Source organism: Parabacteroides sp. AT13 (assembly GCF_002272965.1).
GTDB classification, from domain to species: domain Bacteria; phylum Bacteroidota; class Bacteroidia; order Bacteroidales; family Tannerellaceae; genus Parabacteroides; species Parabacteroides distasonis.
Genome location: NZ_NQMH01000001.1, coordinates 1,247,077 through 1,262,062, shown reverse-complemented (window position 1 = coordinate 1,262,062; position 14,986 = coordinate 1,247,077). Strand labels below are relative to the sequence as shown.

Genomic DNA, 14,986 nt, shown 5'->3' with positions numbered 1-14,986 from the left:
TTCTCAATTATTTACTGGTAGTCTTCTCCGGTTTCCCAAGCCTCCGCATCATTATATAATGCTTTTAGATGGTTCACCCAGATCTGACGAACAGCGTCGTAATCGCCTAAGCCTATGATCTTACAGTTCTCTAAACTTCCGTTATGGCTTTCTTTCGTGTCAATCTTGAAGCCCATCTTCAAAAGTTTTAGTCTCCAGCAAGCGTCGGCGTTAGGAGCGGCAGCGCTGAAATCATCACCCTCCTCGATACCCCAAAGGTCATTATGCGCATGGTCTCCGGCAATAGACATGAACGGAGCTAAGGAGATCGTGATCTCTTCCGGTTTTAAGTTGTGATCCTCGCAGTATTTGGTAAGTTTGGAATAGACACATTCCTCATTTGGTTCGCCTTCTTCCGGCCAGAACAACATATCTCCGTAATCAACGGTACCTACGAATACATTCTTGTTAGCGGCCAAGGCTTGCATAGCCTCTTCTGTTTCCGTGTATTTCGTATTTGCGTTATAGTTTTTATCCGGGTTACCATGTCCCATTAATAAAAGGATGTTCTTGTTATCAGCCAATTTATCACTGTAGTGGCTGTATAGGACTTTCGCTACGGCTTCCACATCATCCTCGTCGTATACCAAACAAGGGCTTTTTACGACTTGAACACTCGGGAAAGACTCGATCATGAATTTCTTCTTCACGTCCGTATTCATCAAGCTTAGGTATTCCTCACCCGGGATGATGTGTAAGGACTGTACCGCTACCTTCTTGTAACCGGCATTTCCTAGAGCTTGTAACCAAAGGTCCGGTTGATAACGTGCGATACCGGTCTCTGCCTCTACACGATTCACGCAAGTACGGGAGGTAAATGACAAATAGATGTCCGCGTCGGGAAATGCGTTCTGGAAATCGGCCAATGTTGCGTCGTAAGTCTTGATAGACTCTTTGAATGTGCTACCGAATGTACACAACAAGATCGCCGTGTCATGTTTCTTACTTGCCTTTACGACTTCTTCCGCCGGGTTTGCGGTATTGTCGTCGTCTCCATCATCACAGGAGGTAAAAACTGCGCTTGAGGCAAATAGACTCGCCGCAAGCAAAAGGTACTTAAATTTGTTCATCGCATTTAACTTTTAAGATTGTTTATAGTTTATGTTTATTCTGAAATTTCACGATAAAGGAGGCGTACCAAGTCCGTCCGGGAGACGTAGTTCCACGATGGCGTCCGAACGGGGTACGATCCACATAATCGAAGATATTATCGATACCGACATTGATATCTAGGTTCCATTTTTTCTTTTTCAATACGTTATGACGGGTATTCAATCGCCATAGCTGATAACTTTTTCCATCACCGTCCGTGATATAAAAGCGGGTGGATTGGTATCGGCCGAACAAGGTGACATCCAATTTATACTTTTTCCACGCATGGTTCCATGCTAGTTTCCAATTGGCATTATGGAATGAGGTTCCGTTGATCGGGGTGTAGAGCATATAATTCGGGTCGGCTGGATCATCCGTATATTGCGCTTTGGCATCCGTATAGCTATAGCCTCCACCAATAGCCAAGGAAGATAGGATTTGATAGGTGAGCGATATATCTCCCCCGAAAGAGCGGGCTTTGGATAAGTTCTTGTGTTGCATGCTGGCCTCGATCTCATCCAATCGGTCTTCGGCGCTTGTCGGGATCTCGGTCAGGGCGATCATGTTCTTGATACGGTTGTAGAATCCTGTTACCGTGATCTGCAGGTTCGACGCATGATATTCTACGCTCGCCGAATAATAATTGGACTTTTGCGGTTTTAAATCCTTATTACCATAATAATGTTTCCACGGGCCGCCGCCGATCTGCGTGATATAATCATCGTGCAACTCCTTTAAGGTAGGAGCCTTAAATCCATTTGAGTATGTGGCTCGGATATTGAAGTCGCCTAGTTTGTACATGGCGGAGACTTTAGGGGTAAACGTAGCCCCGAACTCTTGGTGCACGACGAAGCGCCCACCTACCGTCACATTCAACCGATCTGTCGGGTTCCATTCGTCTTGTACATAAGCGGAAGCCGTAAATACGGAGGCTTTCCCGTTCTCGATACGCCGGGGAGATTTCAAATGATCGTATTGATATTCGAGTCCGGCGCTTAGGATATTGTTTTCCCCGAGGTGGAATACGCTTTTGGCTTGTCCTAGGAAACGTTGTTGAGAGGTTTCCAGAATATGTTCCCCCGGATAACGGGTAATACGTAAACCCGTCTCCGGATCGAAGAAGTTCGTGACATCTTTATGATGGTAATTATAGAAATAACTATAGTTACCATAAGTTAGGTCTACCGAAAGAAAATTCAGTCCTCCCAATGTGTATTTAGCTCCTCCGGCCACATCGAAGTTCCGGTAGAATTGATCATAGGTATAATACTTGAATGCGCCGTGCGGACGATAATTCCATTTCTGGTAAAAAGAGCCATCGGCCGAGAGGCTCAGCCGGTCGTTCACTTTGTAGGTTAAGTTCTCCCTTAGCGTAAAGTTCGTGGATCGGTTTACGGTTCGTGTCACGGTTCCATCCATTACCTCGTGATGGTCCCATTCTTGGGTCGTATTTCGCCAGCCGTCCGTATGGGTCGTACTAAGTGAGGTGGTGGAATTCACTCTCTTATGCCCAAAGCCGATTTGTACGCTTTCCAATATATCTCCATATGATCCGACACGAGTCGTATTCGATAGGCTCACTTTATCCCGGTTCTTTTTCGTGATAATATTGATAACACCGGCGATAGCGTCCGAGCCATACAGGGAAGAGGCGGCACCTTTTACGATCTCGATACGTTCGATATTGGCGGGGTTGATAATACTCAAGTCGTTTTGTCCGCCGGTATCTCCGTTGATCCGTTTGCCATTGATAAGGATCAATATGTAATCGTTGCCTAATCCGTTCATCTGGATGCCACTACCCATGTCGCTCGGATTAAAGGTGATGGAAGCGTTCAGCCCTTCCAGAATATCTTGCATACTGCGTCCTTGGTAACTGTCAAGGGCTTTGCCGGTGATTACCTCTGTTTGCACAGGGGCGTCTTTCAGATAGTGTTCGGTACCCGTACCGGTGACCACGACCTCGTTCAATAGCACGGAAAGTTCCTTCGGATCTTTCAATATGCTTTGGGCGCATACGGATTGTACGCACAAAGCTAAAATAGCAGATGCTAAAAGCCTCATATAGTGTTTTATTGGTTCACGAAATAAAACAACAAGCTTCTATTGATAATGTCTCAAAAAATAAACTGAATTGTTTTTTGTATGACACGTGCTCTTATCCTGAAAGCTTGATGTTATTGTAAGACTTTAGCAGGTATTCTGGCTCTCCTCTGGTTAGAAACCTTCCCATTCCAACTTAGGAACAGTGGTTTTTGAACTTCTAACCAACTTCATGAGGATTACAGCTGCAGGAACAGCTCCGGATTCACACCGGATTCCCTCTCACCAAACTATGTGATAGTTTGATTACTAAAATCGGAGGCAAAGATATGAATGTTTTCTAATATTTAGAAAATATATATGAAAAAGTTTTTTTGTAAGGTATGATATGTCTGTCCACTTCTATTAAGGAGAAAGAATATTTACATCATAAAGAAGATATCGGTAAATGTAATAGGCTGACAATTCGTAAGTAATACTGTTTGTTGAATCTTACTTCAAGCCTCTCGATTGATAGATCCTTTCCTTGGCCTCATTTATTTTCTGAAACTTCTCGTTGGCGGCCTTGCGGATGTCTTCTCCCAAACTGGCTACTTTGTCCGGATGATGCTTGACGGCCATCCGGCGATAGGCGGCACGGACTTCCTCGTCCGTGGCGGTCGGTTCTATCTCTAGCACCTTGTAGGCATCGTCCAAGGAACTTCCTTTTAGGTTCAACATGGATTCAACTTCTCTATCAGACATTCCCATCGCCATCGCTACCTCTTTCAAGGCATTGATCTCGGCTGCGCACACATTCCCGTCACTCTTAGCGATCTCGGCGAGGAACGCGAGCAATTGCAGCCGCTCCTCATAACTTAGGTTGTATGCGATCTGGGTTCCGCATTCCCGGATGGTATTCTTGAATCCCATGTTGTTCTCCTGATCCATGCGTTTAGCTTGGTCGAAAAGCTTTAGCAATATCTCCTCACCTTGGCTTACGGCGATCTCGCCGAAGTTTCTCCGAAGGAATTGACGGACGTATTCCATCTCGCTATGCATGATCTTCCCGTCGGCACGGATGATATAGGATGCCATAACCAACATGGAGAAAAGGAAACTGTTACGTTCCCCGGCGTATGGGTCTCTTCGTGTATATTGATCATCGTAATTGGTGCCGCCACCGAAAGACTGCCCCGTCATATTTGCCCCTTCCTCGAAGAAAGAGCCTAATATAATGCCGGCTAGAGCGCCTAGCGGTCCGAACGCCATAAATCCCAAGACGCCACCTATCCATTTCCCGATACCCATATTCCTGTTTATCTTATTTGTTGATTACCGATATGCAATATTCGTAAAAAAACGGGAGATATGCAAATGTAAAAGGCGGGTGCGTGAAGCATACCCGCCTTACGGTTATTTGGAGAGTTGGATCTTGAATGTTTTCTCATTTATCCGGATGAGATACGTTCCGAAGGGCAATCCCTCGTAGCCCTGTAAGCCTATTCGCTTTTGGTAGCGTACAATCTTTTCATTGAGCGCGATCACCATCACTGGCTGTAGCTATTATTGTTCAATTTTGATCCCGAAAATTCGCTCTATTTCAAAAATATACTTTTTGGTTGTTGTAAACAATACAGCTTCCATTCCAATCGCCTTTGCACCCAACACATTCACCATTCTGTCATCCGTAAACAAACATTCCGACGGTTTAAGGCTATATTTGTCACAAAGGCGAAGATAAATTTCCTTTTCAGGCTTGATGAAATGTTCCTCACACGATATTACCACACCGTGAAGCAACTGGAATATGTCGAATTTCTCCATGACCCGGTAGATTGTGTCGCTCCAGTTCGTCAACCCATATAGTTTGAATCCGGATTGCTTTAATTTTTTTAGAAGTACATGCATACCTTCAATCTCTCCTGTTATCTCTTCAAGATAATTATCCTTGAAAAACGTGAAGGCATCGCTATATTCAGGATACCTTTTTATCGCTCCGTCAATCATTTTCTCAAACGGGATTATTCCACGGTCGCACATGTTTATAAATTCCGGATCTGATAGAATCTTGTGAAAACCGATTAGCGACACTTCATCATCCCCGAAATGTCGTTCAAGCAAGGGTTGCAAATCGTGATTTACAAGGACCTTGCCAAAATCAAAAATGAGGTTTTTAATCATTATCTTCGATATTTTTAATTACACGGCAAGGATTGCCGACAGCTATGGAATTGGCAGGAATATGTTTCACGACAACACTGCCTGCTCCGATGACAGAGTTTTTACCGATGGTCACACCCGGAAGGATTGTAGAGCCGCCTCCTATCCATACACCATCTTCTATAAGGACGGGTCGGGCAATTGTGTCGCAGATGGACGCTCCGGGACATGTCCTTTCCGGCATCCTTTCCGCGAGGTGAACGGAATGAGTAGCGGTATATATTTTTACATCGGGGGCTATCATCACGTTGTTACCGATAATGATATTGTTATTATCGAGGAACGTGCAGTTCATGTTCACGATCACCTTGTTCCCGAAATAGATGTTTTTCCCATACTCGCATCGGAAGTCTATGTCGATGTAAACATCCTTGCCGATACTTCCGAACATCTGCCGATAGATGCGCTGCTTTGCCTCATTGTCGGCATAATCCGTTTCTCTGAGTTGGTGTAGTAGCCTTTTGTTACGGACAGTCATTTCCGTTATTTCGGGCGATGAGCCGTCGAAAGGCTCCTCATCCATACATTTTTGATATTCAGTTTTCATGTGTTCAATTCATCTCATTGTAGAGTCTTATTCTTTATTTGAGCCAATTATTACGACAAGGTAACGCAAGCAAGAATAGGCAGCTTCAAATTGATATGCCTTCAAGCATACGCAAAGTTACACAAAATAGCTGAGAACACGAACAAACGAAATGTATAAAAACTGTACTTGCCTGTTGACTCTACAAAAAGTAAGGCTTTTTCATTTAACATCTCATTTAAGTGGAGCTTCTTGTAAATTTTAGCATGCGCTATTGTTTTCGGTGGAAGGATTCAGGAAAACACGTACGACCTTTCCAGAAAACACGTACGACTTTTTTCAAAAACATGTATGTGTTTTCGCAGAAAGATTATCCTGTTTTTTTAATGTTGATTTTTAATGCTTTATGCATAAGCTTCTCTTGTGAGCTTATTGTACGGAATTTTACTTGGGATCCGTGTATTCCGTATATTCCGGCCTGGCTGAAGTGGATGGTTAAATAAAAAATACTATCTTTGCCCCCGAATCGGTTCCGCATATACCATTCGGGTATGTGGATTAAAAGGGAATCGGGTGTGAATCCCGGACAGTCCCGCTGCTGTGAAGCTCCGAAGAACATCTTGAAACAACACTATCGCCACTGGTTCTAGCGACCGGGAAGGCCTCAAGATGGGAGTCAGTCAGAAGACCTGCCATTCATTAAAGGCTGTTTTTGCTCGAGGGATTAGGAAAGCAGTACGAAAAGAATAAGAATCAATAGTTAATGATTTATGGAGAATTTATGTCCTCGTGGCGACATGATCCGTAAAGTGCTTGTTGCGAACCGAGGTGAGATCGCTATCCGTGTAATGCGCTCATGTAAGGAGATGGGGATTCGCACTGTTGCCGTATATTCGGAGACCGATCGTACCGCTCGGCATGTAATGTATGCGGATGAGGCAGCCTTGATAGGCCCGGCGGCTTCCAAGGAAAGTTATTTGAATATAGACAATCTGATCGCCGCGGCGAAACGGCACCATGCCGATGCGATACATCCCGGTTATGGTTTCTTGTCGGAGAACGCGGACTTCGCACGCCGTTGTAAGCAAGAAGGATTGATATTTATCGGCCCGTCAGCGGAGACGATGGAAGCGATGGGAGATAAGATCGCCGCACGCAAACGCATGATCGCCGCAGAGGTTCCTGTGGTTCCCGGTACGGAGCAACCGTTGCAAAGTGCGGAAGAAGCGCTTCGGGTTTGCGAAGAAATTGGTTTCCCTGTTATGCTGAAAGCTTCTATGGGAGGTGGAGGAAAAGGGATGCGCCTGATACATGAGAAGGGCGAGGTTGTCGAGGCTTATCATACGGCTCGTTCAGAATCGTTGTCCTCATTTGGTGATGATACGGTATATATAGAGAAATTCGTAGAGGAGCCGCATCATATAGAATTCCAGATATTGGGAGATAACCATGGTAATGTCATTCATCTATTTGACCGGGAATGTTCGGTTCAACGTCGTAACCAGAAAATAGTAGAGGAAAGCCCGTCTCCATTCCTAACAGCGGACTTACGTAAAGAAATGGGGGAAAAGGCTGTGGCTGCGGCTAAAGCGGTTCATTATTCCGGAGCGGGAACGATAGAGTTCCTTGTAGATAAGGACCGCCATTTTTATTTTTTGGAAATGAATACCCGGCTACAAGTAGAGCATCCTATCACGGAAGAAGTGGTAGGGGTGGATTTGGTAAAGGAACAAATCCGTATCGCCAATAATGAGGTTTTGCATCTTCGTCAAGAAGATCTTTTCCAACGAGGACATGCCATCGAGTGCCGGATCTGTGCGGAGGATACGGAAAATAATTTCATGCCTTCCCCGGGTATTATCCGGCAATTAACGGAACCGAATGGTATCGGGGTACGTATCGATAGCTATGTATATGAAGGGTATGAGATTCCGGTCTATTATGACCCTATGATCGGTAAATTAATCGTATGGGCAACGACACGTGCGTATGCGATCGAGCGTATGCGCCGGGTTCTATATGAATATAAAATCACGGGCTTAAAGACGAACCTCAGTTATTTGAAACGTATCATGCATAATCCTGATTTCGTGAAAGGGGAATATAATACATTATTTATCGCTAAGAATGCCCGGATGCTACAACGGTCTAACGGTAATAACGAGGAAATCGAGAATATCGCCATGATCGCCGCTTATATGGATTATTTGATGAATTTAGAGGAAAATACTTCTACCCAATTGGTGGATACACGTCCTATCAGCCGTTGGCGGGAGTTTGGTTTACAAAAAGGTGTCTTACGGATTTAACGGGTATTGGTTATGGAAATACATATCGGAAATCGTGTGGCCGATGTGACATTGGTCAGTAAAGAAGGGAATAAAGTCCGGCTTTCTATCGACGGGAAGCCGTATGATGTGGATATCGTGATGACGGAGAACGGCAGTTGTTCTGTCTTGCACGATGGGAACTCATTTAATGCGGAGATCATCTCCGGAGAAGATCATCGGAGTTATGACGTGAATATGTTCTACCGTTCCTATCATGTGGATATCGTAGATACCCAAAAGAAATATTTGCGTATGCGTAAAAGTGCGGAAGAGAAGCAAGATGACAAGATTGTCGCCCCGATGCCGGGTAAAGTCGTGAAAATACCTGTGCGGAAAGGAGATCGCTTGGAAACGGGGGATACCGTGGTCGTACTTGAGGCGATGAAGATGCAGAGTAACTATAAGGTAAGCTCAGCATGCGTGGTAAAAGATATATTGGTATCCGAGGGAGATTCCGTTGATAACAATCAAGTGCTTATGACTTTAGACCTATTAAAAGATGATTCATATGAATAACGAGCAATTATATAAAGATTTTGAGGCTTTGAATAAAGAGGCCTCGTTGGGAGGAGGATTGAATCGCATTGAGAAACAACATGCTTGCGGGCGTATGACCGCCCGTGAACGAATCGAGATGCTGTTGGATAAAGGGACTTTCAATGAGCTGGATAAATTCGTGGTGCATCGGTGTACAAACTTCGGGATGGATAAGAATAAGATTCCCGGTGATGGAATGGTAAGTGGTTATGGAAAGATCGATGGTCGTTTGGTATTTGTTTACGCTTATGATTTTACCGCATACGGTGGGACCTTGAGTGCCACGAATGCCGCTAAGATCGTGAAAGTGCAACAATTAGCCTTAAAGAACGGAGCGCCGATCATCGCCTTGAATGACTCGGGGGGTGCCCGGATTCAAGAAGGGGTGAATAGCTTGGCTGGTTATGCTTCTATCTTTTACCAAAATACGATGGCCTCGGGAGTCGTTCCCCAATTATCGGCTATTTTGGGGCCTTGTGCGGGGGGCGCTTGTTATTCCCCGGCTTTGACCGATTTTATTTTTATGGTCAAAGAGCAAAGTCATATGTTTATCACGGGGCCGGATGTCGTAAAGGCGGTGACTCACGAGGTGATCGATAAGGAAGAGCTGGGCGGGGCGCAGGTACATAGCGGAAAAAGCGGGGTCGCGCATTTTGTGTGTGATACGGAAGAGGAGACTTTGATGAGTATCCGGGAACTTCTGAGTTTCCTGCCTTCTAATAATATGGAAGACGCTCCAGTTATAGCTTGTGCTGACGATGTGCGTCGGGTAGAAGAGTCGTTGCAGCATGTGATTCCGGAAGATCCTAATGTCCCTTATGACATCAAGGATATTATAGAGCCGATAGTGGATAATCATTACTTCTTCGAGGTTATGCCTCATTTTGCTCGCAATATTGTAGTGGGATTCGCTCGTTTGGGAGGCCGTACCATAGGTATCGTAGGGAACCAACCTGCCTTTTTAGCGGGAGTCTTGGATATCGATGCTTCTGATAAGGCCGCACGTTTCATTCGCTTCTGCGATTGCTTCAATATTCCATTGATCACGTTCGAGGATGTGCCGGGCTTCTTGCCGGGCTGTACGCAAGAACATGCGGGAATTATACGCCACGGGGCAAAAATTGTCTACGCTTATGCGGAGGCCACGGTTCCCAAAATCACGTTGATTACCCGGAAGGCTTACGGGGGAGCCTATATCGTAATGGCAAGTAAGCCTACCGGTGCCGATATAAACTTGGCATATCCGATGGCTGAGATTGCGGTGATGGGGGCTGAAGGTGCCGTGAATATATTATACCGGAAAGCCAACGATGAGGAGAAGAAACAAGCAATTCGTGAATACACCGAGAAATTCTCAAATCCTTACCGGGCAGCCGAGCAAGGATTTATAGATGAAGTCATACAACCTAGAGACACACGTTTTAAATTGATTCAGGCGTTGGAAATGGCGAAAAATAAGAGCCAGAGTAATCCTCCTAAAAAACATGGAAATATTCCCTTGTAGTAATTATTATTTAAGGAAAATCAAAGCCTCTTCCTGTCGGGAGGATAGCTTAGAGGTTAAAAGATCCCGGTTCAATTGTTTTGTCCCGGGATTTTTTTATTTGGATAATAAAAGTAAACAAAAAAGCGAAAAGATATGATATATACGGAAAACATGCTATCTTTGTTCCCGAATCGGTTCCGCATATACCATTCGGGTATGTGGATTAAAAGGGAATCGGGTGTAAATCCCGGACAGTCCCGCTGCTGTGAAGCTCCGAAGAACATCTTGAAACAACACTATCGCCACTGGTTCTAGCGACCGGGAAGGCTTCAAGATGGGAGTCAGTCAGAAGACCTGCCATTCATTAAAGGCTGTTTTTGCTCGAGGGATTAGGAAAGCAGTACGAAAAGATAAGCAATATCTTAAAAGGAACAAAGACGTATGAAAAGGATCTGTTCGCACTGTCGTGCGACATTTGAATGGCCGGTAACCCTTTTGCCGGAAGAGGAAAGTTTGTCTAAATTATCAGCATAAGAAATAGAAAATATATTAGTAAATGTTGTTAGAATGGATGCCAGATTAAACTGGGATACTAAATGTTCAATATGTGTATCTCTGCCGAAGTGATTCGCCAGAGGTACTTTTTTATCTTAAATTAATATATACATGAATAGATATGGAATGGATTAATGAATTGTTATGGGGAGAAGGGGTAGGGCATTCTATCCTTTTGTTATCCGTTGTGATCGCTCTGGGGATCCAGCTTGGTAAACTGAAGCTATTCGGTATCTCTTTAGGGATTACCATGGTACTGTTTGTCGGGATCTTTCTCGGGCATTTCGGTTTTACGGCGAATCCGTCGGTCGTTCATTTTTTTAGAGAGTTTGGTTTGATCTTATTTGTTTACTCGGTAGGTATGCAAGTAGGCCCCGGATTTTTCTCTTCGTTTCGAAAGGGAGGGATCACGTTGAATATGCTTGCTTGCGGTATTGTTTTTCTAGGGGTGATTACTGCCTTGATTATACATTATATTACAGGCATTCCTATACCGACAATGGTAGGTATCTTATCCGGAGCAGTGACGAATACACCGGGATTGGGCGCTGCTCAACAGGCTTATTCAGATATGACGGGGATCTCGGATGAAACGATCGCTTTAGGATATGCGGTTGCCTATCCGTTAGGTGTGATCGGCATTATCTTGTCGATGATTTTTATCCGTTATGTTTTCCGTATCTCTTTTGCGAAGGAGACGGAACAATTGGAAGAAGAGACGGATACGGAATCGGGAGGAGAGGCTGTACCTATCTCTTTGGTGGTGAAGAATCCGGCGATTTTTGGTCGTAGCGTAAGTGAGCTATCTAAATTGTTGGAACACCGTGAATTTGTTATTTCCCGTATTTTACGTAACGATACGAATCGGATAGAGATCGTGGCGGGGAACACGGTATTGAATGGGGATGATAAGATTTTTGTTATTACCGCAGAGCATGACGTGGAGGCGATAAAGACTTTTATCGGTCAAGAAATACAGATGGATCGTAAGCAATGGATTCCGGCGGAAAGCCAGTTTATCAGCCGGCGTATTTTGGTTACCCGGTCTGAAATCAACGGTAAGCAATTAGGGGCTTTGCAGTTACGCCGTTTACATGGAATTAACGTGACTCGGATCAATCGTGCGGGGCTGGAGTTGGTAGCTACTCCTAATCTGGTCTTGCAAATAGGCGACCGGGTGACAGTGGTCGGTAGTGAATTGGCGGTGGAGAAAGTTGCCGAGACGCTGGGTAATTCAATGAAACGCTTGAATGAACCTAATTTGGTGACTATTTTTGTTGGTATAGTTTTGGGTATTATCGTGGGAAGTCTTCCTATTAGTTTTCCGGGTATTCCTCAACCGGTGAAATTAGGATTAGCGGGAGGTCCGTTGATCGTTGCGATATTGATAAGCCGGTTCGGTTATCGTTATAAATTGGTTACTTATACCACGCAAAGTTCTAATTTACTATTGAGGGAATTAGGAATCACGTTGTTTCTCGCCTGCGTGGGATTGAGTGCGGGTGAAGGTTTTGTCGATACGATAGTCAATAAGGGTGGTGTAGCTTGGATCGGTTATGGTTTTATAATAACGTTATTGCCTCTACTGATTATCGGTTGTGTGGGAAGGTATTTTTATAAACTGAATTATTTTACGTTGATGGGATTGATTGCGGGAAGTACGACCGATCCTCCTGCGTTAGCCTATTCCAATATGGCGGCAGGAAATGATGCGCCGGCGGTTGGATATGCGACGGTTTATCCATTGACCATGTTTTTGCGTGTGTTGACCGCACAGTTAATGATATTATTCTTTTATACATAGAATAAATATTTTGTTGTTAGTAATGTTTAGAAAAGTGTAAACTCCCTAGCCTTCCGCCGAAGTGATTCGCCGGGGGGGCTTTTTTGTTGCTAATCAAAAAGTAAACATGTATCTTTGCGGCCAATCAAGGTGTAGATGTTATCGATTCCGATAATAATCAGTAAAAGGGAATCCGGTGCGAGTCCGGAGCTGTACCCGTAGCTGTAAGTCCTTGGAGCCCCGGCAAATCTTGTTGCCACTGCCTATCGGATAGGCGGGAAGGTAGCCGACAGAGGGTGGACGAGCCAGAAAACCTGCCATGATTTTGTTATGCGACGTTTCGGGTGAAGACGTTGGTAAACCTAAGAATTATTATGCGAGATTTATATCTTATAAGATGTCTGTGCGTTTTTAGCGTATGGTTATTTTCTTTGGGTGTCGCTTTCGGTCAACAGATCGATACGACGGCCTATCACGAGCTTTCCGGGGTGGAAGTAGTGGAGAAGGTACGTCCGTCGGTCACCCGTGAAGGTACGCCTTTGCAAATTATGGACCGGGCGGGAATCGATCGCTTGGGAGTACAAGACCTATCCGAGGCCGTGAAACGCTTCTCGGGAGTTACAGTACAGGATTATGGGGGGATCGGAGGATTGAAAACGGTCTCGGTACGTAGCTTGGGAGCGAAGCATACCGCCGTCAGTTACGATGGGGTGACGATTACGGATGCGCAAAGCGGGCAAGTCGATATCAGCCGTTTCTCGTTGGATAACGTGGAGATGGTTTCCTTATCGATCGGACAATCGGATGACATCTTCCAAACGGCAAGGGTGTATGCCTCGGCAGGAGCCTTGAATATACAAACCGGAAAGCCCACGTTTAAAGACAAATCGTTTCATACTTATCTTAAGGTTAAGGGAGGTTCCTTCGGGCTTTTTAATCCCGTGCTGCATTATGATCAAAAATTAGGAAAGCGTTGGAGCGCATCCTTACATGGTGATTTCGTGCGTGCGGATGGGCAATATCCCTATACATTGATTAATGGGGAATTGGAGACGAGAGAGAAGCGTAGAAATAGCGATATCCATGCTTACCATTTGGAAGGTAATCTATTCGGCGATTTTGGAAGGGGAGGCGAACTTTCCTTTAAGGCGTACTATTTTGATTCGGAGCGGGGGCTTCCCGGTTCTGTTAATTTATATAACAAGAACACTTCTGAACGATTATGGGATAATAACTTTTTCGTGCAATCGGGGTATAAGAATGTTCTTAATGAGAAATTTACGCTACGGGCCATGGCTAAGTATAATTATGCTTTTACTCGTTATTTAGATATAAATGATAAATATGCTGCGGGCGAACAAGTCGATTTGAATACACAGAATGAGTATTATGGCTCTGTAGGTTTGCTGTATACTCCTATAAAGTATGTATCGGCGACGTTGACTACGGATTTAACTCGCTCTATGCTGGACAATAATTTTGTGAACGGCCCTAATCCAAAGCGAATGGCCTCTCAATCAGTACTAGCGGTGCAATATAAGAACAGTCGATTCACGGCTACCGCTAGTTTATTGGGAACATATATCACTGATAAAGTGGAGCAAGGGGAAAAACCGGATGATAAGAGGCGTTTATCCCCGGCTGTAAGTTTGTCTTGGCGGCCATTCTCGGAAAGTACTTTGCGGATACGTGCCTCTTACAAAGATATATTCCGGGTTCCTACATTTACGGACTTGTATTACCTCCGTATGGGAAATACAAATTTGAAACCGGAAGAAACTTCCCAATATAATGTAGGGGTAACATGGAGTTCTTCCTGTGGGGATTGGCTGCGGCATTTCAGTATTTCGGCGGATGGATATTATAATACGGTGAAAGATAAGATCGTGGCTTTACCTACCATGTATGTTTGGAAGATGATGAATATGGGCGAAGTGGATATTAAAGGGGTAGATGTAAATTTATCTACACAATTCCGATTGCCCTTACGAATGAGCTTGCTTTTGGCTTCCACTTATTCTTTTCAATACGCGGTTGATGTGACAGATCCGGAAGCTAAGAATTATAAGGATCAGATTCCTTATACACCTCGTCATTCTGGCACGGTTTCCGTAACCTTGGAAAATCCATGGGTAAATGTCTCTTATATACTGACTGCGGTTGGTGATCGTTATGCATTGCCGCAAAATATAGATCGGAACAGGATTGATTCTTATATAGAACAGAGTATTTCTATAAATCGAGATTTTCGTTTTCGATATTTCGGTTTGCGTTTGCAAGGTGAATTGTTAAATCTTGCGAACGTGAATTATGATGTTATTCAGTATTATCCCATGCCGGGCCGTTCTTGGCGTTTAAGTATTTGTTTATCCTATTAGTAAACTATAAAAGTA

10 protein-coding genes and 4 riboswitches are annotated in these 14,986 nt (G+C 44.3%); of the genes, 5 read left to right on the top strand and 5 right to left on the bottom strand.

Features of this window, described 5'->3' with window-relative positions:
- Positions 1–11: 11 nt before the first annotated feature.
- The 5 genes from CI959_RS05650 to CI959_RS05630 form a co-directional block, all read right to left on the bottom strand.
- Positions 12–1,109: a sirohydrochlorin cobaltochelatase gene (locus CI959_RS05650; RefSeq protein ID WP_005859644.1), complete on the bottom strand. Its 1,098-nt coding sequence runs from the start codon at positions 1,107–1,109 to the stop codon at positions 12–14.
- A 22-nt stretch (positions 1,110–1,131) separates the two neighbouring features.
- Complete coding sequence (locus CI959_RS05645) at positions 1,132–3,195, bottom strand: TonB-dependent siderophore receptor (protein ID WP_005859642.1); 2,064 nt, start codon at positions 3,193–3,195, stop codon at positions 1,132–1,134.
- 110 nt (positions 3,196–3,305) lie between these two features.
- A riboswitch (cobalamin riboswitch) is annotated at positions 3,306–3,503 on the bottom strand.
- A 163-nt stretch (positions 3,504–3,666) separates the two neighbouring features.
- Positions 3,667–4,464 (bottom strand): DnaJ domain-containing protein, encoded by a 798-nt coding sequence (locus CI959_RS05640; RefSeq protein ID WP_005859638.1) that lies wholly within the window; start codon positions 4,462–4,464, stop codon positions 3,667–3,669.
- A gap of 255 nt (positions 4,465–4,719) precedes the next feature.
- A complete protein-coding gene (locus CI959_RS05635; RefSeq protein ID WP_005859634.1) occupies positions 4,720–5,337 on the bottom strand; it encodes an HAD family phosphatase in 618 nt (205 codons plus the stop codon).
- The gene (locus CI959_RS05630) at positions 5,330–5,923 is read right to left on the bottom strand and encodes a sugar O-acetyltransferase (RefSeq protein WP_008772864.1); all 594 of its coding nucleotides are present in this window, start codon (positions 5,921–5,923) and stop codon (positions 5,330–5,332) included. Before CI959_RS05630 ends, CI959_RS05635 begins: the two co-directional genes overlap by 8 nt.
- Positions 5,924–6,412: 489 nt before the next feature.
- Positions 6,413–6,614: riboswitch (cobalamin riboswitch) on the top strand.
- Between the two features lie 85 nt (positions 6,615–6,699).
- On the opposite strand from CI959_RS05630, the gene accC reads away from it, so the two are divergent.
- The 5 genes from accC (at position 6,700) to CI959_RS05605 (ending at position 14,971) form a co-directional block, all read left to right on the top strand.
- A complete protein-coding gene (gene accC, locus CI959_RS05625) occupies positions 6,700–8,211 on the top strand; it encodes an acetyl-CoA carboxylase biotin carboxylase subunit (protein ID WP_008777846.1) in 1,512 nt (503 codons plus the stop codon).
- A 12-nt stretch (positions 8,212–8,223) separates the two neighbouring features.
- Positions 8,224–8,748 (top strand): biotin/lipoyl-containing protein, encoded by a 525-nt coding sequence (locus tag CI959_RS05620; RefSeq protein WP_005859628.1) that lies wholly within the window; start codon positions 8,224–8,226, stop codon positions 8,746–8,748.
- The gene (locus tag CI959_RS05615; protein WP_005859626.1) at positions 8,741–10,273 is read left to right on the top strand and encodes an acyl-CoA carboxylase subunit beta; all 1,533 of its coding nucleotides are present in this window, start codon (positions 8,741–8,743) and stop codon (positions 10,271–10,273) included. The genes CI959_RS05620 and CI959_RS05615 overlap by 8 nt, the downstream gene beginning before the upstream one ends.
- A gap of 157 nt (positions 10,274–10,430) precedes the next feature.
- Positions 10,431–10,632: riboswitch (cobalamin riboswitch) on the top strand.
- 299 nt (positions 10,633–10,931) lie between these two features.
- Entirely contained in the window at positions 10,932–12,614 is a 1,683-nt protein-coding gene (locus tag CI959_RS05610) for a putative transporter (RefSeq protein ID WP_005859616.1), read from the top strand.
- Between the two features lie 110 nt (positions 12,615–12,724).
- A riboswitch (cobalamin riboswitch) is annotated at positions 12,725–12,930 on the top strand.
- A 37-nt stretch (positions 12,931–12,967) separates the two neighbouring features.
- On the top strand, positions 12,968–14,971 hold the full coding sequence (locus CI959_RS05605; protein WP_005859614.1) for a TonB-dependent siderophore receptor: 2,004 nt from the start codon (positions 12,968–12,970) through the stop codon (positions 14,969–14,971).
- Positions 14,972–14,986 lie beyond the last annotated feature (15 nt).